This is a genomic window from Actinoplanes sp. NPDC051470, from assembly GCF_040682035.1.
GTDB lineage: Bacteria > Actinomycetota > Actinomycetes > Mycobacteriales > Micromonosporaceae > Actinoplanes.
On record NZ_JBFBAA010000005.1, the window covers coordinates 342,352 to 366,716 of the forward strand.

At 69.2% G+C, this 24,365-nt stretch carries 22 protein-coding genes and 1 tRNA gene; 13 read left to right on the forward strand and 10 right to left on the reverse strand.

Going from position 1 to position 24,365, the window contains the following annotated elements:
* Positions 1–5: 5 nt before the first annotated feature.
* Positions 6–1,418, reverse strand: coding sequence for an APC family permease (locus AB0M54_RS12695; protein WP_364470760.1), 1,413 nt, complete (start codon positions 1,416–1,418; stop codon positions 6–8).
* Positions 1,419–1,569: 151 nt separating this feature from the next.
* Positions 1,570–1,713, reverse strand: a complete 144-nt coding sequence (locus tag AB0M54_RS12700; RefSeq protein WP_364470762.1) for a hypothetical protein — start codon at positions 1,711–1,713, stop codon at positions 1,570–1,572.
* 829 nt (positions 1,714–2,542) lie between these two features.
* Here AB0M54_RS12700 and AB0M54_RS12705 point away from each other — a divergent pair.
* The 3 genes from AB0M54_RS12705 to AB0M54_RS12715 all read left to right on the forward strand — a co-directional run bounded on the left by AB0M54_RS12705 (position 2,543) and on the right by AB0M54_RS12715 (position 5,115).
* Complete coding sequence (locus AB0M54_RS12705) at positions 2,543–3,421, forward strand: helix-turn-helix transcriptional regulator (protein ID WP_364470764.1); 879 nt, start codon at positions 2,543–2,545, stop codon at positions 3,419–3,421.
* Positions 3,421–3,621, forward strand: a complete 201-nt coding sequence (locus tag AB0M54_RS12710) for a DUF397 domain-containing protein (protein ID WP_364470766.1) — start codon at positions 3,421–3,423, stop codon at positions 3,619–3,621. The genes AB0M54_RS12705 and AB0M54_RS12710 overlap by 1 nt, the downstream gene beginning before the upstream one ends.
* 207 nt (positions 3,622–3,828) lie before the next feature.
* Positions 3,829–5,115, forward strand: a complete 1,287-nt coding sequence (locus AB0M54_RS12715) for an XRE family transcriptional regulator (protein WP_364470768.1) — start codon at positions 3,829–3,831, stop codon at positions 5,113–5,115.
* Between the two features lie 21 nt (positions 5,116–5,136).
* Here AB0M54_RS12715 and AB0M54_RS12720 read toward each other — a convergent pair whose 3' ends face one another.
* Entirely contained in the window at positions 5,137–5,853 is a 717-nt protein-coding gene (locus tag AB0M54_RS12720) for an HAD family hydrolase (RefSeq protein ID WP_364470770.1), read from the reverse strand.
* Positions 5,854–6,374: 521 nt separating this feature from the next.
* Positions 6,375–7,319, reverse strand: a complete 945-nt coding sequence (locus AB0M54_RS12725) for a hypothetical protein (protein ID WP_364470772.1) — start codon at positions 7,317–7,319, stop codon at positions 6,375–6,377.
* 496 nt (positions 7,320–7,815) lie between these two features.
* Between AB0M54_RS12725 and AB0M54_RS12730 the strand changes: the two genes are divergently transcribed.
* The 4 genes from AB0M54_RS12730 to AB0M54_RS12745 all read left to right on the forward strand — a co-directional run bounded on the left by AB0M54_RS12730 (position 7,816) and on the right by AB0M54_RS12745 (position 12,812).
* The gene (locus AB0M54_RS12730; protein WP_364470838.1) at positions 7,816–8,595 is read left to right on the forward strand and encodes a DUF2637 domain-containing protein; all 780 of its coding nucleotides are present in this window, start codon (positions 7,816–7,818) and stop codon (positions 8,593–8,595) included.
* 543 nt (positions 8,596–9,138) lie between these two features.
* Positions 9,139–10,029 (forward strand): replication-relaxation family protein, encoded by an 891-nt coding sequence (locus AB0M54_RS12735; protein ID WP_364470774.1) that lies wholly within the window; start codon positions 9,139–9,141, stop codon positions 10,027–10,029.
* The gene (locus AB0M54_RS12740) at positions 10,029–10,676 is read left to right on the forward strand and encodes a hypothetical protein (protein WP_364470776.1); all 648 of its coding nucleotides are present in this window, start codon (positions 10,029–10,031) and stop codon (positions 10,674–10,676) included. The genes AB0M54_RS12735 and AB0M54_RS12740 overlap by 1 nt, the downstream gene beginning before the upstream one ends.
* 504 nt (positions 10,677–11,180) lie before the next feature.
* Positions 11,181–12,812: a recombinase family protein gene (locus AB0M54_RS12745; protein ID WP_364470778.1), complete on the forward strand. Its 1,632-nt coding sequence runs from the start codon at positions 11,181–11,183 to the stop codon at positions 12,810–12,812.
* On the opposite strand, the gene AB0M54_RS12750 is transcribed toward AB0M54_RS12745, so the two are convergent.
* The 3 genes from AB0M54_RS12750 to AB0M54_RS12760 form a co-directional block, all read right to left on the reverse strand.
* Positions 12,784–12,858 (reverse strand) — tRNA-Lys (locus tag AB0M54_RS12750). The two genes, AB0M54_RS12745 and AB0M54_RS12750, sit on opposite strands and share 29 nt — an antisense overlap.
* Before the next feature lie 62 nt (positions 12,859–12,920).
* Entirely contained in the window at positions 12,921–13,877 is a 957-nt protein-coding gene (locus AB0M54_RS12755; RefSeq protein ID WP_364334157.1) for a hypothetical protein, read from the reverse strand.
* Positions 13,878–13,901: 24 nt separating this feature from the next.
* Complete coding sequence (locus AB0M54_RS12760) at positions 13,902–15,041, reverse strand: hypothetical protein (RefSeq protein ID WP_364334160.1); 1,140 nt, start codon at positions 15,039–15,041, stop codon at positions 13,902–13,904.
* 46 nt (positions 15,042–15,087) lie between these two features.
* On the opposite strand from AB0M54_RS12760, the gene AB0M54_RS12765 reads away from it, so the two are divergent.
* Together AB0M54_RS12765 and AB0M54_RS12770 are read left to right on the forward strand one after the other, a co-directional pair.
* Positions 15,088–15,600, forward strand: a complete 513-nt coding sequence (locus AB0M54_RS12765; protein ID WP_364334163.1) for a hypothetical protein — start codon at positions 15,088–15,090, stop codon at positions 15,598–15,600.
* 115 nt (positions 15,601–15,715) lie between these two features.
* Positions 15,716–16,273: a sigma-70 family RNA polymerase sigma factor gene (locus AB0M54_RS12770; RefSeq protein ID WP_364470780.1), complete on the forward strand. Its 558-nt coding sequence runs from the start codon at positions 15,716–15,718 to the stop codon at positions 16,271–16,273.
* Here AB0M54_RS12770 and AB0M54_RS12775 read toward each other — a convergent pair.
* Positions 16,255–16,728 (reverse strand): hypothetical protein, encoded by a 474-nt coding sequence (locus tag AB0M54_RS12775; protein ID WP_364470782.1) that lies wholly within the window; start codon positions 16,726–16,728, stop codon positions 16,255–16,257. The two genes, AB0M54_RS12770 and AB0M54_RS12775, sit on opposite strands and share 19 nt — an antisense overlap.
* 92 nt (positions 16,729–16,820) lie before the next feature.
* Here AB0M54_RS12775 and AB0M54_RS12780 point away from each other — a divergent pair, with 92 nt between their 5' ends.
* Together AB0M54_RS12780 and sthA are read left to right on the forward strand one after the other, a co-directional pair.
* Positions 16,821–17,753 (forward strand): AraC family transcriptional regulator, encoded by a 933-nt coding sequence (locus tag AB0M54_RS12780; RefSeq protein ID WP_364334172.1) that lies wholly within the window; start codon positions 16,821–16,823, stop codon positions 17,751–17,753.
* A gap of 71 nt (positions 17,754–17,824) precedes the next feature.
* Positions 17,825–19,228, forward strand: coding sequence for a Si-specific NAD(P)(+) transhydrogenase (gene sthA, locus AB0M54_RS12785; RefSeq protein WP_364334175.1), 1,404 nt, complete (start codon positions 17,825–17,827; stop codon positions 19,226–19,228).
* Positions 19,229–19,314: 86 nt separating this feature from the next.
* Here sthA and AB0M54_RS12790 read toward each other — a convergent pair whose 3' ends face one another.
* On the reverse strand, positions 19,315–20,151 hold the full coding sequence (locus AB0M54_RS12790) for a peptidoglycan-binding protein (protein ID WP_364470784.1): 837 nt from the start codon (positions 20,149–20,151) through the stop codon (positions 19,315–19,317).
* Positions 20,152–20,330: 179 nt separating this feature from the next.
* Here AB0M54_RS12790 and AB0M54_RS12795 point away from each other — a divergent pair, with 179 nt between their 5' ends.
* Both AB0M54_RS12795 and AB0M54_RS12800 read left to right on the forward strand, forming a co-directional pair.
* Complete coding sequence (locus tag AB0M54_RS12795) at positions 20,331–20,963, forward strand: CGNR zinc finger domain-containing protein (RefSeq protein ID WP_364334181.1); 633 nt, start codon at positions 20,331–20,333, stop codon at positions 20,961–20,963.
* Between the two features lie 92 nt (positions 20,964–21,055).
* Complete coding sequence (locus tag AB0M54_RS12800; RefSeq protein WP_364470786.1) at positions 21,056–22,507, forward strand: SMI1/KNR4 family protein; 1,452 nt, start codon at positions 21,056–21,058, stop codon at positions 22,505–22,507.
* Here AB0M54_RS12800 and AB0M54_RS12805 read toward each other — a convergent pair.
* Positions 22,432–24,363, reverse strand: coding sequence for a fibronectin type III domain-containing protein (locus AB0M54_RS12805; RefSeq protein WP_364470788.1), 1,932 nt, complete (start codon positions 24,361–24,363; stop codon positions 22,432–22,434). The genes AB0M54_RS12800 and AB0M54_RS12805 overlap by 76 nt on opposite strands.
* Positions 24,364–24,365 lie beyond the last annotated feature (2 nt).

Sequence of the window (24,365 nt, forward strand, 5' to 3'; positions counted from 1 at the left end):
GGGCGTCACACCTCCTGACGTGCCGGGGTCGCCGGCTGTGACACGGACGCGAAGCCGGATAGCTCCGGTCGACGCCCTGCCAGGTACAGACCGATGAGCACCAGGACGCCGAGGCCGATCCACACAAACCCGAGGCGCTGGGCCGCGACGTTCGCGTTCCAGACCACGAACCCGAGGATCGTCGCCCCGACCAGCGGCATCAGCAGATGGGCGACCAGGTTGCGGCTGCGCTTCCGGATGACGTGGTAGACGATCACCGACAGGTACAGCAGCAGGAACGCGGTCAACGCCCCGAAGTTGATCAGACTCGACAGCAGTGCGATCCCGTCGCCGCGCTGGTTCATGTAGAGGCCGAGCGCGAGCGAGACCGCGGCGACGAGCCAGATCGCGTTGCGCGGCACGTTGCGCTTGCGGGACACCTTCGCCAGAAACGCCGGGAGTTGCTTGTCGCGGGCCATCGCGTACAACAGGCGGGAGATCGCAACCTGCGCGACCATCGAGTCCGGTAGGCCCCAGGCGATGGCGGTCGCGACCGCGCACACGGTGGCCAGCCACGGTCCGGACGCCACCTCGGCGGCTGTGTAGAACGCCGTCCCCGCCGGATCTCCGTTGGTGATCAGCGCCTGCGGGTCGGGGGTCAGGATCGCCGCCACCCACGTTTGGGCGATGAAAAGTAGGCCGGCGACGAACAAGGCCCCGGCCATCGCCCGGCCGATCGCCTTCGAGCCGCCCTTGGCTTCCTCGGCGAGCATCGCGATGCCGTCGAAGCCCAGGAACGAGAGCACCGCCACCGAGGTCGCGCCGAGCAGTAGCGACCAGCCGAACGTGTTCGGGTTGTACAGCGGCTCCCAGGTCCACCGGCCCGCCCCGGTGAGGATCGCCCACACGCCGAAGCCGAGGAAGACGAACAGGACGATCAGTTCGCCGATGAGCATGATCCAGGTGAACCGGGCGGTCATCCGGATTCCCATCGAGTTCACGATGGTGTTCGCCGCGACGAATCCGATCAGCCACAGCCACACCGGGATCGCAGGGAGGGTGGCATTCATCGCGACTGCGGCGACCAGGTACAGCAGCGAGGGCACCAGGATGTAGTCGAGCATGATCGCCCACCCGGCCACGAAACCGACCGGGGCGCCGATCCCCCGGCCTACGTAGTTGTAGACCGACCCGGACAGCGGGAACGCCTTCACCATCTGTGCGTACGAGAACGCGGTGAAGACCAGTGCCACCACACCGATCGCATAGGCCCCGACCACCATGCCGCCGGAGGCGGAGAACACCGCCCCGAAGATCGCCATCGGCGCAATCGGCACCATGAAGATGAGGCCGTAGGCAAGCAGGTCACGAAACCGCAGCGCCCGCCGCAACTCCTGCTGATAACCGAACCGCTGTAACTCCTCGACCGGATACGACACCGGGGATGTCCCTTCACTGGCTCTGTATGGGGGTTAGTCCGCCATCGGGAGATCGGGCGGACGCTGGTTGCAGGGGCACGAGGGCCGAGTCACACCGGGGTGGGCCGCGCTACCCGCCGCCGCGCCCGATGGCAACGACGGCGGGCGCGGCCTACATGCGGCGGACGAATCGCACGTCGTCGACCGTCCCGCCGACCTCGATCCGGGAATACAGGTGGAACAGCGCCTCGGGCGGTTTCATCGACCCGCCCAGCGGGGCCGCGCCAGGAGCGCGAGAGACCGCCTCCGTACGCACGAGCCGCTCGATGTTGTCCGCGTCGAGCGGGCGGAGGCGGCATCCGCATACCGACCGGTACTCGCGCTTCGACGTCGGTGAACTCGAGCGACAAAACCGGGCACCGCAGCGGCAGAAGAGCAGGCCACAAAGCGGATAGGACCCGGTCGACCCGGCCACCCGCGTGATCTCGTCATTAGTAGCGCCCACAGTCGACTCCTTCGCTGCCGGCGCCAGCGCGTACCGATGAGGCACCTGGGGTTCACGGCCGCGCGGCTGATCGCGCCGGGCAAAGGCGGACCAACCGCGCGACCGGGTCCGGCCGTCGCGCTCGGGGGAAGGCTGTGACCGGACAAGAGGGGAGAACGCGGCGCCTGCAGCTGTGCACCGGCTGACTACCGCAACGTGCGGGCCGTTATTGCCGAAGCGCTGGGGCATGTCGTCGCCAGCCGGGTCGACGTCGGGTACGGCGGCACCGATACGACATGGGGTCGGTGCCGGTGACCCGCTGGCAGTCATCACGTCCTCCTCGGTGGCAACCGAATCTTGGTATGCGGTGCTGCGACAGTCCGGCGACTACTCACTCAACAAGCCATCGATATGTCGCGTGTGGTGTGCCTACGATCACCGACAGTCGGCAGACTCGGAACCCTGAATTATCGGGAGTTTTAGTAGGAGAGTTACCGGGAGAAAGGCCCCCTGAGCTGCCCGTTTACGGCATGGGTTAGACCCACTTAGCGCTCCTAGGCGCAAATCCAGGGTTACGCTCTGGCCACACCGGACGACGCCGCACGGCCCCGACAGTTCCAGTGTTGTTCACCTTGCTCAGTCCGCACCGGAGGAATCCTCGATGGTAAGCCCCTATGTTCGACGGCGTCGCCTCGCAGCTGAGCTGATCCAATTGCGCGAGGAACACGGCTACTCGACGGTCCGGCTCGCCTCGGCCGTCCGAATGCCTCGGCAACGCATCAGCCAGCTCCAGAACGGGCACGTCCGTCCGGCTGACGACGAGATCGCCCGCATCCTCGACGTCCTCCGAGTCGGCGAACGCCGCCGGGAACAAATCATGTCCATAGCCAGGGACGCCCGGGAACGTGGCTGGTGGGAGAAGTTCCGCGACGAGATGGGACCGCAGCAGGCTCTGTACGCCGACTTGGAAGCTGGCGCCCGCTCGATCGCCGAGTACCACCTGACGCTGCTGCCCGGCCTACTCCAGATTCCGGAGTTCACCGAGGTTCGCGCTCGCGCCAATCGCGGCATCCGCCCCGAGGCGTTCGACCCGACCCGCGCATTGGAAGCCCGCGCTGTCCGGCAACGCATCCTCGATCGAGCGGACGGGCCCAGCTACGAGGTCATCATCGATGAGCTTGCGATACGCCGGCCTGCGGCACCGCCTGGTGTGACCAGAGCCCAGCTTCTTCACCTCGCTCGGATGGGACGTGAGCGGCGGAAGGTCACCATCCGAGTCCTGCCGCTGCCGGCCGCCTTGCCTGGCTACGTCGTGCCCAAGTCGGCCTTCTTCACATATCGATTCCCGGACCCGAAGGATCCCACCGTTGTCGCCGTCGATACCGACGGCGAGGATCTGGTCCTCACCACACCGGCCCAGACCGGCCACCACGTCGACCTGTATCAGCGCCTTCAACAGGCGGCGCTGGACCCCACCAGCAGTCTTGATCTCCTCGCCGCAGCGGCCGAGGATCTGTCCGACCATGCAGGGAGCAGATAATGAGTCTCAGCAAATTCGCGAACTGGTTCAAAAGCAGCTACAGCGACGGCGCCAGCAACTGCGTCGAGGTGGCCTACGCCGATGACGGGGCGGTCGGCCTCCGCGATAGCAAGAACCGCAAAGGCCCCGTCCTCGAGTTCAACCGGGGCGAGTGGGCCGCATTTATCGAGGGAGTCCAATCCGGGGAGTTCGAGCGCTGACGGTCCCTGCGGCTCAGAGGGTTGATTGATTCACCTTGGAGCATAGGCAGCTACGTACCCGAGACCTGCCGGGCCTTCGACCACCGGCAGATAGGCCATCATGAGGGTGGGCGGCAGGAGCGTGCCGCCGTCCGTAGGCCAGCGCCCGATCTGAGTCACCCGAAGATCCCATCGGCTGTTTTTCGACGTGCGGAGGATGGTGTCACGGTGAACCAAGGCAAGCCAAAGCCCAATTCGCTGCTGATGCAGACGCGACGACGGCAGCCGTCTCCGTCCGGGTCAGGGCGGCCGATGTCGCGGCAGGAACTCGCCGAGGCCATCAACATCTACCTCTGGCAGCACCACCAGATCGTTCACCAGTGGGACGAGACAGACATCGGCCGGCTGGAGCGCGGCGAGAATCGCTGGCCCGGCAGGCGGCGCAGGGAGGCATTCCGCGCGGTCCTGCAGGTGGCAGCCGACCATGAGATCGGCTTTTACATCAGGCGTTCATCAGCCGCCACATCCGATGCCACGGCGGTCGACCAACTCGTCCTGGCACAGCTGGAGCCGTCCGCCGAGGAACTTCTGCACGGGAGCGGCGCGGGACGCGGCGAGTGGAGCAGTTTCGCCCTGGTGACCAGCATGCTGGCCCAGCAGCGGCAGGCAGTCCCGCCCTCGGCCTTGCTGAGTCTCGTTGAAGCGCACCGCGACTGCCTGCTGACCCTGTACCGCAAGGCAGGCTCCGACTCGATCAAAGCCGACATCGGCGCCGTGCTCGGCGAGGCATCGATCGTCGCGAGCCGACTGTGGAGCGCACAGGGCAACCACGCCATGGCTCTCGCCCACTGCGGCTACGCCCGCACGCTCGCCGACCGGTCTGGGGACGTCCGCCTCGCCGCTGTCGCCCGGATCTTCGAAAGCAACCTGCACTCCGGCGCATCCACGCTGATTCACGCCGACGGCGACATCATGACCGGCCTGCGCCTACTCGACGAGGCCAGCGCCGCCGGCCCGCAGTTGACGGCGGCAGCGCAAGCGAGAATCGCGGCGGAACAAGCCCAGGCGTACGCGGCCCTGCGCCTCCCGCGTCAGGCCAAGGCCGCTCTCGATCAGGCACGACAGCATGCCGCCGCGATCACCGACGACGACCGGACTGGACTGTTCAGCGATTGGAACACCACTCGCGTCCAGGTCTACGAAGGCACCTGCTACCTGCTGCTTGACGAACCCACAGTCGCCATCGAACATCTTGAAAACGCCGCCGCCGCCCTCGGTGAGGACGAAGGGAATCTCAACGTCGCCCTCGCCGCCCGTGTCGACCTCGCCGCCGCCTACGGACTCACCGGTCACCTCGACGCCGCATGCACCACCCTCGGCGACGCCTACGAACAGCTACGCCGCATCGGCAACCTTCGTGGGATCGCCCGCGCCCAGCGAGCCCGCGAAAGCCTCAGCCCCTGGAACAAGGAACCGGTAGTACGCGAAATGGATCAGCGCATCGCCGCAGCCTGAATCACGAAAGGTCGGTTCTCCTCAATCAGCCGACGTGAGGCCGGCGATCGTCGACACCAGCAAGTCAGGGTCCAATCGGTCGAGCACCGCGTCCGGCTCGTAGCCCGCCAGTTCCTCCCGGCTGGCCCGGTGAGCAACCACCACAGCCCGGAACCCCGCGTTCCGGGCGCAGGCGATGTCGTTCGGCGCGTCCCCCACTACTACGGTCCGCGCCGGAAGCAGCGGCGTGCCGTACTTGTCGCGGTAGCGACGCGCCACGACCGCCGTCAGCTGGAAGCGGTCCCGATCATCCGATCCGTACGCGCCGATGTCGAGGTCCAACTCGTCGCCCACGCCCAGCGAAGCGACCTTGACCTCGGCCGCGTGCCGCAGGTTCCCGGTCAGCACCGTCTGCACGAAACCACGCCGGTGCAGCGCGGCGATGCTCTCGACGACCCCTGGATACGGCGGCTGAACCCGGGCCAGCTCGTCGCGGCCAGCATCCATGACCTCAGCCAAGACCACACCGAACCGAGGCACACCGGCTTCCGCATCCGCCGCGTTGATGCCGGACGTGACAGCAGTGTCGACAACGATCGACTCGTCGGTGTAGCCGTGAACCTTCTTCTCCGGAAACTTCACAGCCGACTCGTCGATCCCGTACGTCCGAGCCACAGCGCGCCGCAACCAGCGAAGATCCGCCGGAATCAGAGTGCCATCGACATCCCACACCACCACGCCTGCGTCCAGACCATCCACCAGGCCATCGTGCCACGGAATAGACGAGACGGAGATTTGGGCTCGGCATCTCGTCGGTTCATCCGGCACCTAGCTGAGAGAAGCGCGCTCAGCCGTTAACCGATTGCTCAAGAGCGCGGCATCACAGGTGACGATTTGTCGCCGAGGACCGCTGGCTCACCGCTACCCAGCTCGGGCGAATGCTGGCAGTCTTGGTCAGGTGAGCGCCACGCCTATCGACTCCGGCAGCGGGCCTCTCGATGCCCGCGGTACTGCACCGTTCGCCGCTACGGGCACGGCGAACGACCGCGAGGGCACGGCGGCTTCCTTGGCCTCGGAGCTGCGGGACCTTCCGGCATCGGTGTGGCCGGTTCGGTCGCGGGGTGCGGCGTCGTCGTTCGTGGTGTTCATCGAGGATGAGATCGCGCTGGCGGAACTCGTGGCGACGCTGTGGGACATCGCGCGGTCGCGGCCGTTTCCACCGGAGGTGACCGTGCAAGCTGGTGTCGCGGGTGTGGTGGTGCTGGTGCACGGGCCGGATTTCAGTCTGGCGGGACGGTCGGGTGGTCCGGTGCTTGTGGTGTCGGATCGGATCCGTGGGGTGTTGCGGATCGATCGTGATCCGAGCTGGCAGCAGGAGCTGTCGGTCTTGATCGGCGAGTTGATCGCGGTGGGGCAGGGAGCGGAGCCGTTCGATGAGTCGGTGGTGCCGCCGCCTCCGCGGATGCCGTGGCATCGCGACCGGTAATCGCCTTTCCACGTGCCTTGGTGACCGGATCCTCGTCGTCTTCCCGGCCGGGCGCGGCGAAGTATCGCTGGAATCGTGCTTGGACGCGTTGGCGTCGTTTGTAGGCGGCTTCCAGACCGATGCCCAACTGGTCGGCCGCTTCCTTTATGCTGACCTGGTCGAACCCGGTGATGGTGAGCAGTTTGATGTCTCGCTCGGTGAGCGGCTTCCCGGCTTCGGCGAACGCGGCCAGAACCGTGTGGAACAGGGTGTTGACGTCCTCGTCGGGGGTGTCAGCGCTGACCGGTTCGGGTTCGGCTGCGGGTGACCGGATGGTCTTGGGGCGTCGACGTTGTTGGCCTTTGGCGTAGGTGACGCCGCTCTCGATGAGCTTCATGCCGAGGTTAGTGGCGCGGACGTCGATCGTTTTCAGTCGGTTCAGGAAGCCGTGGATGAGGTCGTGGTCGACGTCGGCGGTGTCGTCGCGGTGGGCCAGTTTGATGCGTTTACGGGCGGCCCGTAGTCCGCGGGCAGCGAGGCCGATCGCGAGGATCCGGTACGGCTCGGCGGTGGCGGGCCTGCGGGCGCCGGTGATGACGGCGGCCCAGATCTGATCGCGTTGCTGGTAGTCGGCGTCTTCGAGCAGGAACCGCTGGAGCATACGGGGACGCATGTCCCGAGGCGGCAGGCCTGGAGAGAGGTGGCCGGCCGGGATGGTCCAGTCGAGAAGGGCGAAGCGGTCCAGGAACCAGTCGAACAACGGTCCGTGCCGACTTGTCGTGCCGTCTCGGCTGCCCGGCAACGTGAGTGGCGTCAGGTCACGGAAGGCCAGCTCAGCGCTGTCCGATGGCGGTGTTGATCGGTTCGGCTGCACCACCAACCCCCGTCGCCGGTGTGAACGCTGCAAAAAATCTTGCTGGGCTCGTGTCCAGAACGGCGTACCGCCGTCCCTTTCTCCTGTAGCAAACCCGCAGTCTCTTGCGTGCTTGCCTGCTGCCGTCGCCGTCCTCACTGGGCCGCGACGGCTGCTTCGTTCATCCCCCGCTCCGCTTCCTGGGGCGGACTCGTCATCTTCTATGGAGAGTGAAGCCATGATTATCGATCACTGTCACGCTGTTTGGGGAGAGCACGATACGCGCTGGATCTGTCACCAGCGCCGGTCCGCGTCCGTTCGCGATCTGTCACGGTCTGTCACCGCGCACGGAATCTTTCCCACCGCCCGGCACGGCCGGGCCCCACCAGTGCGGGGGCCGCCGGTGAGTGAAGCCCGTAAGCCGCCCTTGGCCCGTGCGGACCGTGCCGCCAGGGTCGAGGGCGTCGTCCAGGTCGTCATCATGCTGGCGATCGGGGCGGCCGCGGCGGCGGCCTCATTCACGCACGTGCACGACGTCGCTCAAGCGCACGGCCAGCCGGGATGGCTGGCGTGGGCCGACGCCGTGGTGCTGGAGCTGATGTCCGTGGCCGGCGGCCTGGAACTACGGCGCCGTAAACGCCTCCGTGCTCATCTGCGGTTCCCGGCCGTCGTCCTGGTCGTCGCGGTGGTGCTGTCGCTGGGTGCCCAGGTCGTGGAGGCCGAGCCGTCGGTCATCGGCTGGCTCGCGGCAGCGCTACCGGCGGTCGGGTTCCTAGCCATGGTGAAGATCGCACTCGGACAGACAGGACCCGGCCCTGCCACCACGGTCCCGACCTCGGCGGCCGTCCCGGACGGTCCCGGACGTCCGCAACACCCTCCCACCATCGCGGACGACGGTCCGCCGCCTGGGACGGTCGATGGCGAGATCCGCGACCTGCTCCCCGTCGCCCGCAAGGTTGCGGGCGATCTGGCCCGCGAGGGGCGCCCGCTGTCGCGGGAAGCCTTGGCCGAGGTGCTACGCGGGCAGGGGTATGCGATGTCGAATGCGCGGGCGTCCGCGCTGGTCAAGCTGATCCGCGACCGGCCTACCCACGCGGAAGCGCCAACCGGAAGCAGCGACGAAACCCCGACAGCGGGGAGAGCCGACCTGCCGGTTGCCGCGGTCATTCGCTCGCCGCCATGACCGGCGCCGCCACGGTCCCAGTCCCGTGCCCGTCGGCGGCGCCGCGGTAGGCCGTGTCCCGTTCCTACCAACCAGAAGGAGTGTCCATGAACCGGCCGTTCTCTCATCGAGTACCGGTAGGCCTGCGGGGGTTACCTCCGCGCGCCTACCGGAGTCCGTACCCGCAGCACGCGGTCGATCTGTCAGAACCTGTCGCGCTCGCGGCCACGGGTTCGTCAGCGCCGTTGCTCGCCTCACCGGCACCCAACTGGTGCCCGGCACAGACAGCACGCCCCAGACCGCCGACTGCACCGCCGCCAGGTCGGCGGGCCGGAGCATCCCGGCCTCGGACCGGAACCACCACGACTCTCGGCACGGGTCGACCGGCCGGATGCGGTCGGGGTGTCGGTGCCAGGGTGCGTCCGGGTGTCGGTGTGGGAGTCGGTCTTGACACAGACCCCCACACAGACCCCATCGTCTGCCTGTCAGTGCAGGTCAGCCGCTATCCGGCGGTGACCGTCGGGTGCTGCGACAGACCCTTCTCTGGGGTCTCCCCTGGGGGTGATGCCTATCCGTACCAGCAATGAACAGCGCCTGCTGCGGGCGCAATCGGCCCTCACCGGCCGTGATCTGCGGCTGCTCGGCTGGCTCTACGACCACGGTGTGCTGACCACCGACCAGATCAACACCGCTTTGTACGGCTCGTTGACGTTCTGTCAGCGGCGGCTGCTCAAGCTCCTCGCCCTCGGCGTGGTAGCCCGGTTCCGGCCGCAACGCTGGCAGGGCGGCTCGTATCCGTACCACTACCTGCTCGATCAACTCGGCACCGAGATCGTCGCCGCCCAACGCGGCGACCCGCTACCACGCCGTGATCAGGCGCGGCAGCGACGCCAGCACCTCACCTCCCGGGCCAACCTGCCGCACCTGCTGGCCACCAACCAGTTCTTCGCCGACCTGGCCGCCCACGAGCGCACTCACCCCGGCAGCCGCCTCATCTCGTGGCGGCCTGCCTCCGCCCTGCAGGAGAGAGGAGCCTTCTTCCGTACCGGCGACGACCCGAGCCTGATGCTGCTCAAGAACCTGCCCCGCCCCGACGCCCACGGCGTCTGGGCCGAACACGGCCGGCAGGTGCCGTTCCTCCTGGAGATGGATCTCGGCACCGAAAGCCTGCCTGTCCTCGCCAACAAGATCGCCAACTACGCGCAGCTCGCGGATATGACCCGCTGGCGGTGGCCGGTGCTGTTCTGGCTGCCCTCCGCCCGCCGCGAGCTCAACCTGCACCAACTCCTGACCGGCACCGACGTCCCCAACCTGGTGGCCACCGCCGCCGGAGATCACGCCGCAGCGACCGGGCAGTCGCCTGCCAAGAACGTGTGGTGGCTGCACGGCCACCAAGGTCCCCGGCTACGCCTGTCCGAACTCCCGTACGACGACGAGACCACGGAGCACACCTGATGAACGCCCACCACAGCGAACCGGCCGAAGTCATCGAGAACACCGACACCCCCGCGGACCAGCACGCCGGCGACTCCGGTGTGCAGCCCGAGACCAATGAAGTAGGAGACAACGTGCACGCCACACGCTCCCTCGCCGAGCTGCTCGGCGAACCGGAACCGATCCGCCAACCTCACGACGTGCAGTGGTTCACCGCAACCCTGCTCGAGCACCCGCACAAAGCAGTCCAGAGCGCCCCGGTGATCGCCATGGTCGCCGAACTGCTTGACATCCTGCGCGACGAATACGTCAGCGACCAGCAAGCCCACCACGCCCTACGCCGAGCCGTCCGGTGGCTACGCATCTTCACCACGGAACCGCCCGGCCCGACCAATCGACACCACCCAGCCACCGACGGCCGCGACTACACGGTCTCCGCGACGGGCCTCGCCGCCGCAGCCGCCTCCCGGCAACTCGCCACCACCTGGCTACGCGGCACACCGCAAGCCGCCATCCGCACCGCCCCGGTCATCGGCGTCGTCGACCAACTGCACGCTGACCTGCAGTACTCCGTCAGCAACCGCGACGCCCAAACCCGGCTACGACACGCCGTCGCACTGCTCGACGTCTTCATCACCGACGACCAGACAGCCCCGCAAATCCCGTAGCACCCGCACGCCCTCACCATGGCCGGCACCCCATCGGGTTGCCGGCCACCGCTTTCCGTACACAGCCGCGCCAAAGCCGCAACTGCAACTCCGGAAATCGAAACGAGAAAGGAATCCGGACACATGATCCGTAACGCAAAACACTCAATCTTGCGCATCTCCTGTGGAGGCATATGCCGCACGACCCCGACCATTCAACGACAGAAATCGGGTATCATAAAAATGCGCCTACGCAAACCGGGTCGCGATCCGCGAATGACAGAAAATCACGGAACGCATCGGGCCGGGGACGGGCCGCAATCACCGAAATCCGTATCGCTCACGTGGAAACGACCCCCATGACCGCCACCGAATACACCGACGCCGTCGAAGCCCTCGCCGTACTCATCGCCCGCTACGAACGCCGCCACCCCGAAGAACCCACCGCCGCCTGACCGCATGCCGGGTGGACGACACCATCACCGGTGCCGTCCACCCGGCCATCACCCCTCGAAGGACCTCGCCGTGGCAGCCACACCCAGCAGAGCCAAGCGCCGCCGGACCCGCACCGGGTTCGGCGACACCCCGACCGGCACCCGCCGAGTAGCTCTCTACCTGCGCCGATCCACCGACGACGAACACCAGCCGTTCTCCATCGACGCCCAACTCGCCGCGCTGACCTCGTACGTCAACTCCCAACCCGGCTGGATCCTGGCCGCCGAACCCTTCACCGACGACGCGTCCGGAGCCACCACCGAACGCCCCGGCCTGCAACGCGCGCTACGCGCCGCGAAGGCCGGACGCTACGACATCCTGCTCGTCTACCGCGTCGACCGGTTCTCCCGCCGCCTGTCCGACCTGCTCGATCTGCTCAACGAACTCGACGACGCCGGAGTCGCGTTCGCCTCCGCCACCGAACCCTTCGATACCTCCACCTCCATTGGCCGCATGCTCGTCCAACTCCTCGGTGTCTTCGCCGAATTCGAACGAGAAACCATCATCGACCGCGTCATCAACGGCATGAACGCCAAAGCCGCCAAAGGAAGATGGGCCGGAGGAACCCGCCCCTACGGATATCTAATCGACCCCGCAACACAGAAACTCGTCCCCCACGAAAACGAATCACCGATCCTGCGGGAAATCGTACGGTTCTACACCGACCAACGTCTCGGCACACGTGCCATCGCCGCCGAACTCAACCGCCGCGGCATCACCAACCGCACCGGCAAGAAATGGTCCGGACTCACCATCGGCCGCATCCTCGACAACCCCGCCTACACCGGCGACATCGTCTACGGCGACACCCACGTCACCGACGCCCACCCCGCACTCATCGACCGCGAGACCTGGCGCCGCGTCCGCGACATCGCCGACGCCCGTTCCGACACCCACCACCAGCGAGCCATGAGCGACTCCGACTACCACCTCACCGGCCTGATCACCTGCCCGAGGTGCAAGAACAGATACATCGGCACCTCGGCCAAAGGCCGCACCCGCCGCTACCACTACTACACCTGCTACTCCCGCACCCGGTACGGCGCCGACGGCTGCACCAGCCCTCGCCTCGACGCCCCAGCCCTCGACGAAGCCGTCCTGCAGGCCCTGCACGACTTCTACCGCAACGCCGACACCCTCATCGCCGACGCCATCACCCGCGCCCAAGCCCACCACCGTGGCAGCAACACCGACCGCCAAGCCGAACTCGACGCCGTCGAAGCCGCCATCACGGCCAAAACCTCAGCCCGCGACAAATACCGCACCGCGTTCGAGAACGGCACCATGGATGAGGAAGACACCGGACCCCGGCTCCGCGAACTCCGGACCGAGATCGAAGCCCTCAAGGTCCGCCGCGCCGAGATCACCGATCTGATCAGCGACGAACCGACCGCACCCTCACCCAGCACCCTCGCCCGAATCCGCGATCACCTGCACCACGTCATCGCGGACGGCACCTCCGCCGAGCGCAAGGCCACCATCGAGAAACTCGTCGCCGAAGTCCGCATCACCGACAACGACGAGATCATCCCGGTGTTCCGGGTACCGGGCGACGTCCCGGTGGACGCGGATGACACCGCTACGTCCACCGGCGACGCCAGCGAACCGGATCCGGTTCGCGCAATGCTTCACCTGGTGGGCCGCCAGGGACTCGAACCCTGAACCTATGGATTAAAAGTCCACAGCTCTGCCATTGAGCTAGCGGCCCGCTGGCCCACAGGTTACCGGAGGCCCGGGCCGGACCGCCTCTGGCTTTGGCTGTGGCGCGGGCTACACCCGGGAGTCGACGATTGCGCAGGTCACGTCGATGTCGCCGGTGAAGCTGACGATCATGGTGGGGCCGATGGGGTCGGTGCAGAGGAGGTCGGCCAGGTTGGCGGTCAGGTCGCCGGCGAAGAGGTGGCCTGAGCGGTCGGCCAGGTTGAGGGGGGTGGCGGTCAGGCCGGCCCGGGTTACGCCGGCCACCAGGACGTTGGCGATCGCGGGGCGGACTCGGCTCAGCAGCACTGTGCGTACGGCAGAGGGGTTGAGGTTGGCGTCGGTGAGGGCGGCCTCGGCGGCGTCGCGGACGGCGGCTCGCAGCAGGAAGCCGGCGTGCGGGGCGGATTCGTCGGTCGGGCCGGCCGGCACGCCGGGGCGGAACGGGTTCCAGGCGGGGTAGTGGGCCTCGTTGGCGGGGCGGCCGCTGCTGGCCACGGCGAGGAGGGCCATCGGGCTGGGGCGGCGGGACAGCAGCATCGCGGTGGCGCCGTCGCCGTAGCCGAGGTACCAGCGCCGGGGCCAGTCCGCCCCGAGCGCGTCCGAGGTCACGACCAGGCAGTTCTCGGTGCGTGGCTCGGTCATCAGGTGGGCCGCGGCCAGTTGCAGGCCGACGCCGGCGCCGTTGCAGTTCTGCCGCAGGCCCAGGGCCACGGCTCGGTCCGCTCCTAGGAGGCGGGCCAGGCGAGGGGCCAGTTTCCATTCGTACGAGGTGTCGCCGACGCAGGCGTGCACCAGGAAACCGACGTCCTCGGGGCGGACGGCCGCCTCGCCGAGGGCACTGCCGGCGACGGCCAGCGCGAGCAGTTCGGTGCTCTCCGCGGGGGTGGCCACCGGCAGCTCGTCGACGGGAAAGGACGCGGCGTGTTCGGCGGTGACCAGCCCGCGCCCGACCGCCCGCCCGGCCGGCTCGCGCCCGGGTGGCAGCAGCACCTTGGCCGCGTTGACGAACAGGCCGTCGACTCGCATATGGCGATCAACGCGCGGAGCAGGTCAAAGTTCAGACGGCTCGGCGACCCAGGCGGAGAAGACCGGCAGGTCGTGCCAGGGTCCGGCGTCGTCGGGCGAGGCCACGGCGACCACCGCGTACGGGTGACCGAACCGCAGTTCGGCGACCCGCGCCGTGCCCTGCGGCTGCCACCGGGCCCCGGCCAGCGTCATGAAGCCGGTCACGGCCGCCGCCTCGAACCCGTACCGGTCGTAGCGGGCGGTGGCCGACTGCGCCGCCTTGAATCCGGCGGGCGGCACCCGCAGCAGCGGGGCGAGCACGTCGGCGGCCACCCCGAAGCCCAGCTCGGGCGCGTCCAGCTCGTGCTTGTTGGTGGCCGACCACGCGGGCAGGTAGGCGTGGTGGATCTCCCGTTCCGGCTGGTCGGTCTCTCGTTCCTGGATCCGCCACAGGTCGGTCTCGCCGAGCGGCAGGTCCCAGAGCGAGACGGGGGTGAGGTCTTCGTGGGCCGCGGCGAGGACCCGGTCCGGCGCGACCTCGGGGCCGGCCACCACCGACACCACGTCGAGCCCGCCCTCGGCCGCCGCGACGTGCACGGCGACCTGCCCGGCGCTTCGCGACTCGGCGATGAAGGCCCGGTGTTCCCGGGGGCTGCGGAGGATCTCCTTGACCTGGCCGGCCCACGGGCTGTGGGGGCCGAGCCGGGCCACCGAGTCTTGGTCGAACGGCTTCTGCCAGGTCACCTTGGTGGCCAGGGCGCTGCCGAGCACCAGGGCGACGTCGGGGGTGATGGTGATCGGGAAGCGGTCGATCAGGCCGTACGTGTGATCGGACGCCCACCGGTCGAGACCGGCCTGGTCGGGCAGCGCCGCGACCTCGGTGGCGCCGGGCAGCCGGTCGCGCCAGGACGCCAGGCGATCGGGCTTGACCCAGTGCGTGGACCAGACCGCGGTGGCCGCCGCGACCAGCGGATGTGGCTCCTTGAGCAGCGCCGCGGCGTGGTGTCTGGCCTCGCCGGGCGGCATCCCGAGGGCGTCGGCGAGCCGCTCGTCGCGGGGCGCGGCCGAGGCGGCGAGCGCCAGCAGGAGCCACGCGCCCAGCGGCGACGCGACGTGGTGCTCAGTCTCGACGGCGGCATGGAACCGCCCCGCATACCGGCCGATCGCGCCGCGCAGATCCGTCATCGGCCCAGATTACGCGGCCGGTCCCGGCCACGGCCGACCGTCCAGCGTGGATCGCGACTACAAAACGCTTATGCGTACGCCTCTCGTCATCGCCTGTTGCCTTGCCCTCACCGCATGTTCCGCGGCGCCGCAACCGAACGCCGAGCCCCCACAACCCGCGCCGTCGACAAGCGGGCCATCCAAGGCCACGCCATCTCCCGAGCCGTCTCCGACAAAGAGCTACAGCACGAACTTCAAGGACTGCGCCGACGGCACCTGCGAGGTCCTGCTGACCAGCTCCGGCGGCCTGACCCCGGCCAAGAAGTTCGGCATCGGGCGCATCACCCTCACCCACATCCCGCCCAACCGCCTCAACTTCACCGTCGTCCGCGCCAACGATTCGACGGTCACGGGTTATGTCGGCGGTGACGGCTACCTGAGCCTGTCGGCCGGCCCGACCATCACCATCGAGCGCCACGACGAGGACGGCGCCGTGCTCCGCTTCGAGCCCAAGGGCCGCGACCGCAAGAACGACACGGCCTCGGGCAGCGATGGCGTCAGCCTCTACAGCAAAGGCTGAGGCAGGAACGGCTGAGGAGAGGGCGCCTCTTGCGCGAATGGCACATCGTCGGTGAACCTTTCCAGCACGGCTTGCGTACCACCGCGCGGAGCAACCGACGAAGGGACCGGGGCCGATGCCCGAGCAGGACCTGACCGCGCTGGCGTTCGCCGCCGCGCGCGGCGATCGGGACGCTCTCACCGACCTGATCCGGGCCACCCAGCGGGACGTGCTGCGGTTCCTCGCCCCGCTGACCGACGCGGCCGACGTCGAGGACCTGGCGCAGGAGACATTCCTGCGGGCGGTGCGGGCGCTGCCCGACTTCGCCGGCCGGTCCTCCGTACGGACCTGGCTGTTCGCCATCGCCCGCCGGGTCGCCGCCGACGACGTACGCCGGGCCACCCGCCGCCCGCGGGTCGCCGCCTTGGCCGACTGGCAGTCCAGCGCCGAGTCGGCCGAGGCCGCCGTGCACACCCGTTTCGACGAGCAGCACGCCCTGCACGACCTGCTGGGCGGCCTCGCGCCGGAGCGGCGCGAGGCCTTCGTGATCACCCAGGTGTCGGGCCTGTCCTACGCCGAGGCGGCCGAGGTCTGCGGCTGCCCGGTCGGCACGATCCGATCACGCGTCGCGCGGGCCCGGGAAGACCTGGTCGAGGCCATGCGTGACTCGCGCCGCTACTCGCAGCCCGGGTAGCCGTCGCCGCGGAAGTGCTTCTTGACGTCGGCCGGAACGCCCTCGCAGTAGCCGCCGCTGCCGCCGACGAACATGTGCCACTCGCCGCCGGTGTAGCGGAAGGTCTCGACCTCGGTGTCGGCGTTCGGGTCGGCGGCCCGGCGGGTGGACATCGCGTAGTCCTGGTAGCAGCGGATCTTGCTCAGCTCCGAGGCGCCCCAGCCGGGGTGCTCCTTCTTGATCGCCGCCAGCAGGGTGGTCGCGGTGACCGGGCAGTTCGCCGCCGCGGCCCTGCCACCAGGCTTGCCACCGGGCGCGGTCGGGCTCGGGGTCACGGTCGCGCTGCTGGTTGAGGCTGCGGGTGGTGTGCCGACCGGCTGGGCGGCGCCGGTGGATTCGGTGGGACTGGTGCAGGCGGTCAGGGCCGCGATCAGGGCACCGCCGAGAACAAGAAATGAAACGGAACGCGTGGACATCCGGTCTGTCTCCCCCGTACGACATCAATGGTTCTCAAAAGGTATTCAGCCCGGAATCGCGTGTGCTCCCGCTTTCGTGCCAGCATCCGTGCATGGACGCGTTGTCCCACGTGCTGGCCGGGCCGAGCGCCCGGGGCGCCTTCGTGCTGCGCAGTTCCCTGGACCCGCCGTGGTCGATGCGGATCGAGGACGAGTCGCCCCTCTCGGTGATCACGATCTTGCGAGGCGAGGCGTACGTCTGCCCGGCCGACGCCGAGCCCGCCCTGATCCACGCCGGCGACGTGGCCATCGCCCGCGGCCCGCGGCACTACACCGTGGCCGACCAGCCGGCGACCGAGCCGCAGGTGCTGATCGGCCCGGGCCAGACCTGCACGATGCTTACCGGTGACGTCCCGCGGATGACCGACGTCGGCGTCCGCACCTGGGGCAACGCGACCGACGGCGCCACCCTCATGCTCACTGGCGCCTACGAGTCGCGGTCCATGGTCGGCCGCCGCCTGCTCGACACCCTGCCCGACCTGATCGTCGCCCCGCGCGACCACGTCCCGGTGGCGCTGGTCGACTACCTCGGGGTCCAGGCCACCGACGACGCCCCGGGTCAGGACGCGGTGCTCGACCGGATGCTCGACCTGATCCTGATCGCGGTCCTGCGCTGGTGGTTCGCTTCTCATCAAGCCGGGTGGTTCAAGGCGCAGACCGATCCGGTGATCGGGCGGGCGCTGCGTCTGATGCAGGACGCGCCGGCCGAGTCGTGGACGGTCGCCCGGCTGGGCAGTGAGACCGGTCTGTCCCGGGCCGCGTTCGCCCGCCGGTTCACCGAGCTGGTGGGCGAGCCGCCGATGGCGTTCCTGACCGGGTGGCGGCTGTCGCTGGCGGCCGATCTGCTGGGCGAGCCGGGCGCGACGGTGGCGTCGGTCGCACGGCGGGTGGGGTACGGAACGCCGTTCGCGTTCAGCACGGCATTCAAGAGGTTCCATACGGTCAGTCCCCAGCAGCACCGGGAGCGTACGTTATCCACAGGATGATCAACTTCCTGTGGACAGAGGTTAAGAGGGAAGGTCTGGCGCGGCGGCCGACATCTTGCGACGCTAAGCCGGTGTATGACTACGACCTGTTGGTAGTGGGCTCCGGGCCCAGTGGGCAGAAGGCCGCGATCGCCGCGTCCAAGCTCGGGCGGCGGGTCGGCATCGTCGACCGTCGCGACATGATCGGTGGGGTGTGCATCAACACCGGCACCGTCCCCTCCAAGACGTTGCGTGAGGCGGTCCTCTACCTGACCGGCCTCAGCCAGCGAGATCTGTACGGCAGCAGCTACCGGGTCAAGGACGAGATCACGGTGGCCGACCTGGCGGCGCGCACCGATCACGTGATCAGCCGGCAGACCGACGTGATCCGCAACCAGCTGTCCCGCAACCGCGTCTCGATGGTCACCGGGACCGGCCGCTTCGCCGACGCGCACTCGCTGTGGGTGGACGGCGGTGACGGCCGCGACCACAAGGTCACGGCCGACAAGATCATCATTGCCGCGGGTACGCGTCCCGCGCGGCCGGACAGCGTCGACTTCGACGACCGGACGATCGTCGACTCGGACGGCGTGATCAACCTGCAGTCGGTGCCACGGTCGATGGTCGTGGTCGGCGCCGGCGTGATCGGCATGGAGTACGCGTCCATGTTCGCCGCCCTCGGCACCAAGGTCACCGTGGTCGAGCGGCGCCCCCAGATGCTCGACTTCTGCGACGACGAGATCATCGAGTCGCTCAAGTACCACCTGCGCGACCTGTCCGTGGCGTTCCGCTTCGGCGAGGAGGTCGCCTCGGTCGAACGGCACCAGACCGCGGCGCTGTGCATCCTGAAGAGCGGCAAGAAGATCGTCGCCGACACGGTGATGTATTCGGCCGGCCGCCAGGGCCAGACCGAGGACCTCGCGCTCGAGGCGGCCGGGCTCGAGGCCGACAAGCGTGGCCGCATCAAGGTCGACGCGAACTTCCGCACCGCGGTCGACAACATCTACGCCGTCGGTGACGTGATCGGCTTCCCGGCGCTGGCCTCGACCTCGATGGAGCAGGGCCGGCTGGCCGCGCACCACGCGTGCAGCGAGCCCACCCGGGACATGGGCGCCCTCCAGCCGATCGGCATCTACACGATCCCGGAGATCAGCTTCGTCGGGAAGACCGAGGCCGAGCTCACCGACACCAACACGCCGTTCGAGGTCGGCATCGCGCGTTACCGCGAACTGGCCCGCGGGCAGATCGTCGGCGACTCGTACGGCATGCTCAAGCTGCTCGTCTCCCCCGAGGACGGCAAGCTGCTCGGCGTGCACATCTTCGGCACCGGCGCCACCGAGATCGTCCACATCGGCCAGGCCGTGATGGGCACCGGCGGCACGGTCGACTACCTGGTCGACACGGTCTTCAACTACCCGACCCTGTCGGAGGCGTACAAGGTCGCGGCCCTGGACGCCTCCAACAAGATCCGCAACATCTCCCGGATCGACGGGTAGAGCCCCATCGACGGGTAGAGCCCCTCAGCCTCGTTCCACATTCGCCGCCAGTGACATGCGCCCCGGAAGCGAAGGTGAAACGAGGCTCAGTACACCCAGACCTTGGTCTTGATCGGCATCTTGTCGTTCGACCACAGGTAGTTCATCGCGGAGATCGACAGGCGGGCGCAGCCGTGCGAGGCGGCGTACGGCGGAATGCTGTTCGCCCCGTGCACGGCGATGCCGCCGTTGAAGTACTTCGGCCGCCACAACATGCCGAGCGGGGCGTCGCGCCAGCCGTCGATCTGCCGGGACACGGTGAACTTGCCCTTCGGCGTGCTGGCGATCGCCGTGCCGCCGTCCTTGGTCTCGTACCGCTCGCCCGAGCCGGTCGACGTGTTGAAGACCAGCTGGACCTCGCCGTCCTTGACCAGCATCAGCAACTGCTTCTTCTTGTCGATCTCGACGACGTTCCCGTCGGAGCTCTTCGCCTTCGGGCGCACGCCGGACTCCAGCGCCTTCCTGGTCTTGCCGCCGACCACGCCGTCCCGGCCGAGACCCGCCGCCTTCTGCAGCGCGTACACCGCCTGCTGGGTGGTCCCGCCGAACTTGCCGTCGGCCTTGCCGTTCCAGTAGCCCAGCTCGGTCAGCCGCTGTTGCAGCGCGGTCACCTCGGCGCCCTTGGCTCCCTTGCGAAGCTTGTCATCCTTCGCGGGCTTCGTGGGCTTCGTAGGCGTTTTGCCGGGCTTGGCGGTTCCGGACGGTGCCGTGGACGGCTCGGCCGGGTCGGACGGCTCCGGCTCGGTGGTCGGTGCGCTGGCCGTGGTCGTGGGTACGACCGGCGCCGGCGCCGCCGTCTTGTCGCCGGAATCGGACCCACACCCCGCAACGAGCGTCACCGCCACGGCCAGTGCGGCCACCCAGCTTCCGGTTCTTCTGATCATCGGCCACCTCCCCGTGGCCCAGCTTGCCACCGCACCGCCACGGATAACCGGTGAAAAGCGCCTCAACGTTGCAACGACGCACATCGTTGCCGTCCGACTGCGGAGCGTCGGAACCGCATCACGCGAGGTCAGACTCCGGGCCGATGCGGCCGGCAAAAAGAATCAAGTAGGCTTCGGCTATGTCGTGGAAGGCCAGCGCCCGGCACGGCGTGCGGGAGGCGCCCGCCGGTCTCGCCCTCGTTCAGGAGCTGCTGAACACCCGGGCGACGATGACGTACGCCCCCGATCTGCTGGCCAATCCCGACGACGGCCAGCGCTGGATCACCGACACGCTGGCCACCTGGTCGCGGGTGGCTGGGCTCCCGGCGCCGGTGATCCTGCTGTCCTCCACCGACATGCGGTCGCTGCGCCGGCTGCGGACGACGTTCGAGAACGTGATCCTGGCCGGTGGCCGCAACCAGCCCGACGGCACCCTGCCGCCGGCCGACGTACCCGTCAGTCTGGTGCCAGACGCCGACGGCTGGGTCCGCATCGTCCCGGCCGGCCGGGGCACCCGCTGGCTGGCCTCCGCGCTCTGGGCCGAGGCCCTGCTGGCCCAGCAGGCGGGGCTGTGGCCGCGGCTCAAGCTGTGCCACAACGTCGACTGCCGGGCCGCCTTCTTCGACGCGTCCCGCAACAACAGCGGTGTCTGGCACGACGTCAGCACCTGCGGCAACACCGCCAACCTGCGCGCCTTCCGCGAGCGTCGGCGGCTCCTCGGCACCACCGGCGACCAGCAACGCTCCATGGTGGACCGCCCCGACCTTCAGTAGTTCGTCGCCTGTCGAGGGTCGCCCGCCGCTACCATCACCGAGGATGTCGGGGGTGTGCGGTGAGTCAGGATTGGCCGGACGGTGGTCCGTGGGTGCTTGTTCCCACCTCGGCCGCGGTGGGCTGGGAGGTCGTAGCCACGACGCTGGCGGCGGCCGCGGCGGTGCGGGTCGCCGTCGTCGCGCTGGGCGCTGAGGGTCCGCCCGGCGAGGGGCTGCTCGAACACCTGGCGACGTGGGCCGAGCTGCGCGACGGTGCGGCCGATCCGCTGAGCCTGGACGAGGCCACCGAACTGGTGTCCACTCTGGCCCGCACCCACGGCCTGGTGCTCGTGGCCGGGGCCAAGGGCCTGCTCGTGCCGGCCAGTCGCGCCGGATGGACGGTGGCCGACCTGGCCGTCGCCCTGGGCGCGCCGGTGGCGGTGATCGCCGGCGACGGACCCGACGCGGCCAACCACACCACGATGGCACTCGGCGTCCTCGACGCGCGTGGCCTGACCGGCGCGGTCATCAGCGTCGGCGCCGAGCCGGTCGACACGCCCCTGGAACCGGCGGGCCACATCCCGACCGGCGCCGCCCGGAAAGACGAAGGCGATCCCGCCGCCGCCGCGCGGGCGTTGCTTCACCCGATGTTGCACGCTTCCGCGGGCCGGCCCAAGTCGGCCAACCCGCCGCCCATGGCACCGCCGCCACCACCGACCGTCCCCGGGCCGGCCACCAGCGGCAAGCGCGTCATCCTCCTGCTCGGCGCCGTCTTCGTCACGATGTCCCTGGTGGTGACCGGTCTGGCGTTCTGCGAACGCTCGGCTCCCCGGGACGAGGCCACGATGGTCACCGGCTTCGACGCCCCCGCCCCCGCCAGGACGAGCTGGACCGGCCCGTTGCCCATGCCGCGGCCGCCCCGGCCACCGGCCGTCATCTGCCCCGAATACCGGACCGGCGTCACCCCGGCCAAGCCCGTCCCGGCCGCCACCGCCCGCGTCGACGCCGCGTGGCGACGCATCGAGAAGTGGCTCGCCGCGAAGGCGCCGGCCGCCCGCAACTCGCTCCGGCCACCCGCTTCCGCCGAGGCCGTCCAGGGCGCGCAGCAGCGGATGTCCGTCGCGTTCCCGCCCGACCTGGTGGCCTCCCTGCTGCGCCACGACGGCGCCGAGGCCGGCGGCTTCGACCTGCCCTTCATGCACCGGCCGATGTCGGTCGCCGAGATCCCCGGCGCCTGGTGGGAGATGTGCGGGGTGACGGGCCGGATATCGGTCGAGGATGACGAATGGTGGAACAAGGGCTATGTGCCGTTCGCGGCGGCCGGCGACGGCGGTTACCTGCTCGCCGACCAGCGCCCGGGCAGCCACGGGCGGGTCGGCGAGTTCTACAACGAGAGTGGCGTCGACTTCACCCGCTGGCCGGCGTCGATCGCCGACCTGCTCGAGCTGACCGCCACCTCGCTCGAGACCGGCCGGCCGTTCGCGGGCCGCTACCGTCCGGTCATCACCAACGGCACCGTCGACTGGGAGGTTCTGGTCAGCCCGTCGAGCAGACCGAGCCGTTGAGGGTGAAGACGCGGGGCGGGACGTTCGGGCCGCTGTAGGCGCCGGTGAAGCCGACGGTCGTGGGCAGCGGGCCGGCCGCCGGTGACCCGCACGGTCCGGCCGGTCTGCTCCCAGGTCGCGTTCCAGCCGCCGGTCATCGACTGCCAGGTGGTGGGCCAGGTGAAGGTCAGCGTCCAGTCGGCCGCGGGCCCGGCGCCGCTGAGGTCGAGGTTCCAGACGAAGCCGTTGCCCCAGTCGGTGGCCCGGGTCAGCTTCACCGCGCAGGTCGACGTGGCCGGCGCCGGGGTGGTGAAGGTCAGCGGCGGCGACGGGCGGGACTGGCGGCCGGCGGCGTCCCGGGCGACCACGTTCACCGTGTAGCGGCGGCCGGGTTCGAGGTTTCGGGCCGTCAGCTGCGTACCCGTCGTCTCGCCCCACAGCTCGCTCGCCCCGCCGTGCTGGCGGTAGACCTCGAACTTCGCGCCGGCCGGTCCGCTCCAGCCGATCGTCGCGGTGCGGTCGGTGACGGCGGCGGCGGTGGGACGGCCCGGCGCCGGCGGCCCGGCTTCGGCGCGGGCGGGTCGCAAGGTCAGAAGAGTCAGCGAGTACGCCGGGAGCACGTTCGCGCTGCCCGAGGTCACCGAGGTGGCGCCGTTGGCGTACGTGGCCACGACCGGCGCGGCGGCCGACGGCGTCCAGCCGTGATAGCTGACCGTGATCGGCTTGGCGTTGGCCGGGTCCTGGTTGACCAGCAGCACCGCCAGGCTGCCGTCCGGCCGGCGCGACGCGTGCGCGCTGACCAGCGGATCGCTCGTGCCGGCCCGGACCAGCAGGTCGCCGGGCCGGGCGAAGTCCCCGATCAGCGACAGCGCGTGGTACGGCGCGAACGGCGTGTTGAGCGGCGGCTCGCAGACCGTGTTGTCGGCCGTGCAGGTGCCGCTGGACAGCAGCCCGAAGTCGCCGTAGTCGCGCTGCCCGGCCACCTCGGACACGGTGCCGATGCCGTTGTGCACGTTCCACCACTGCACGGTGAAGACGCCCTGTTCCAGCAGTCCACTGTAGATGTCGGCCAGGAACAGCGCGCCGGGCTGGGTGTTCGGGCCGACGCCGACGTTGGTCTCGGTCAGGCTGACGGCGGTGCCGGGTTTCCCGTACGCGTCGATCTGCTCCTTGAGCAGCACCATCGCGTCCTCGATCTGCTCCGCCTTGCCCACCGCCTCGGCCGCGTTGCCACCGCCCGGATACCAGTGCACGTCGACGAAGTCGATGGCGTCGCCGGCCCGGGTCAGCACCTCCTGGTTCCAGGTGCCGGTGTCGCCCTCGCCGACGATTCCGTCCGGCCAGTTGCCCGGCATGGTCAGCACGGCGCCGACCTTGATGTCCGAGTCGACGGCCTTCATCGCCCGGCTGTACGCGACGACGTTGGCCGCGTACTCCCGGGGGCTCTTGTCCGCGTGCTCGTCCGCCTCCCACGCCGCGCCGTAGTGCCCGTTGCCGTAGTTCTCGTTGCCGATCGTCCAGTACCTGACGTCGTAGCCCTTGGTCACGTTGGCGTCGCGAACCCAGTCGGCCGCCTCCTGCGCGGTCCCGGTCCCGTAGTTGGCGATGATCATCGGCTCGGCGCCGGTCCGCGCGGCCCCCGCCATGAACGTGTCGAAGTCGGTGTCCGGCGCCACGTAGCCACCCGGCGCGGTGTGGTCACGCCAGTGGTAGATGTCCGCGTACGACCCGCCCGGATAGCGCACCATCCCGACCCCCGCGTCGCGCAGCAGGTCGGCGACGTCGTCGGTGCCGAGCTGGCTGTCCCAGATCGCGTGATTGACGCCGATCGCCGTGCTCGGCACGGTGGCCAGCCCGGCCCGGACGTCAACGTCCACGG

Coding starts and splice junctions, on each gene's coding strand:
- AB0M54_RS12795 (WP_364334181.1), top strand. CDS start 20,331: ATGTCGTGGAAGGCCAGCGCCCGGCACGGCGTGCGGGAGGCGCCCGCC.
- AB0M54_RS12710 (WP_364470766.1), top strand. CDS start 3,421: ATGAGTCTCAGCAAATTCGCGAACTGGTTCAAAAGCAGCTACAGCGAC.
- AB0M54_RS12770 (WP_364470780.1), top strand. CDS start 15,716: ATGCCCGAGCAGGACCTGACCGCGCTGGCGTTCGCCGCCGCGCGCGGC.
- AB0M54_RS12775 (WP_364470782.1), bottom strand. CDS start 16,728: ATGTCCACGCGTTCCGTTTCATTTCTTGTTCTCGGCGGTGCCCTGATC.
- AB0M54_RS12760 (WP_364334160.1), bottom strand. CDS start 15,041: ATGACGGATCTGCGCGGCGCGATCGGCCGGTATGCGGGGCGGTTCCAT.
- AB0M54_RS12740 (WP_364470776.1), top strand. CDS start 10,029: ATGAACGCCCACCACAGCGAACCGGCCGAAGTCATCGAGAACACCGAC.
- AB0M54_RS12780 (WP_364334172.1), top strand. CDS start 16,821: ATGGACGCGTTGTCCCACGTGCTGGCCGGGCCGAGCGCCCGGGGCGCC.
- AB0M54_RS12755 (WP_364334157.1), bottom strand. CDS start 13,877: ATGCGAGTCGACGGCCTGTTCGTCAACGCGGCCAAGGTGCTGCTGCCA.
- AB0M54_RS12735 (WP_364470774.1), top strand. CDS start 9,139: ATGCCTATCCGTACCAGCAATGAACAGCGCCTGCTGCGGGCGCAATCG.
- AB0M54_RS12705 (WP_364470764.1), top strand. CDS start 2,543: ATGGTAAGCCCCTATGTTCGACGGCGTCGCCTCGCAGCTGAGCTGATC.
- AB0M54_RS12790 (WP_364470784.1), bottom strand. CDS start 20,151: ATGATCAGAAGAACCGGAAGCTGGGTGGCCGCACTGGCCGTGGCGGTG.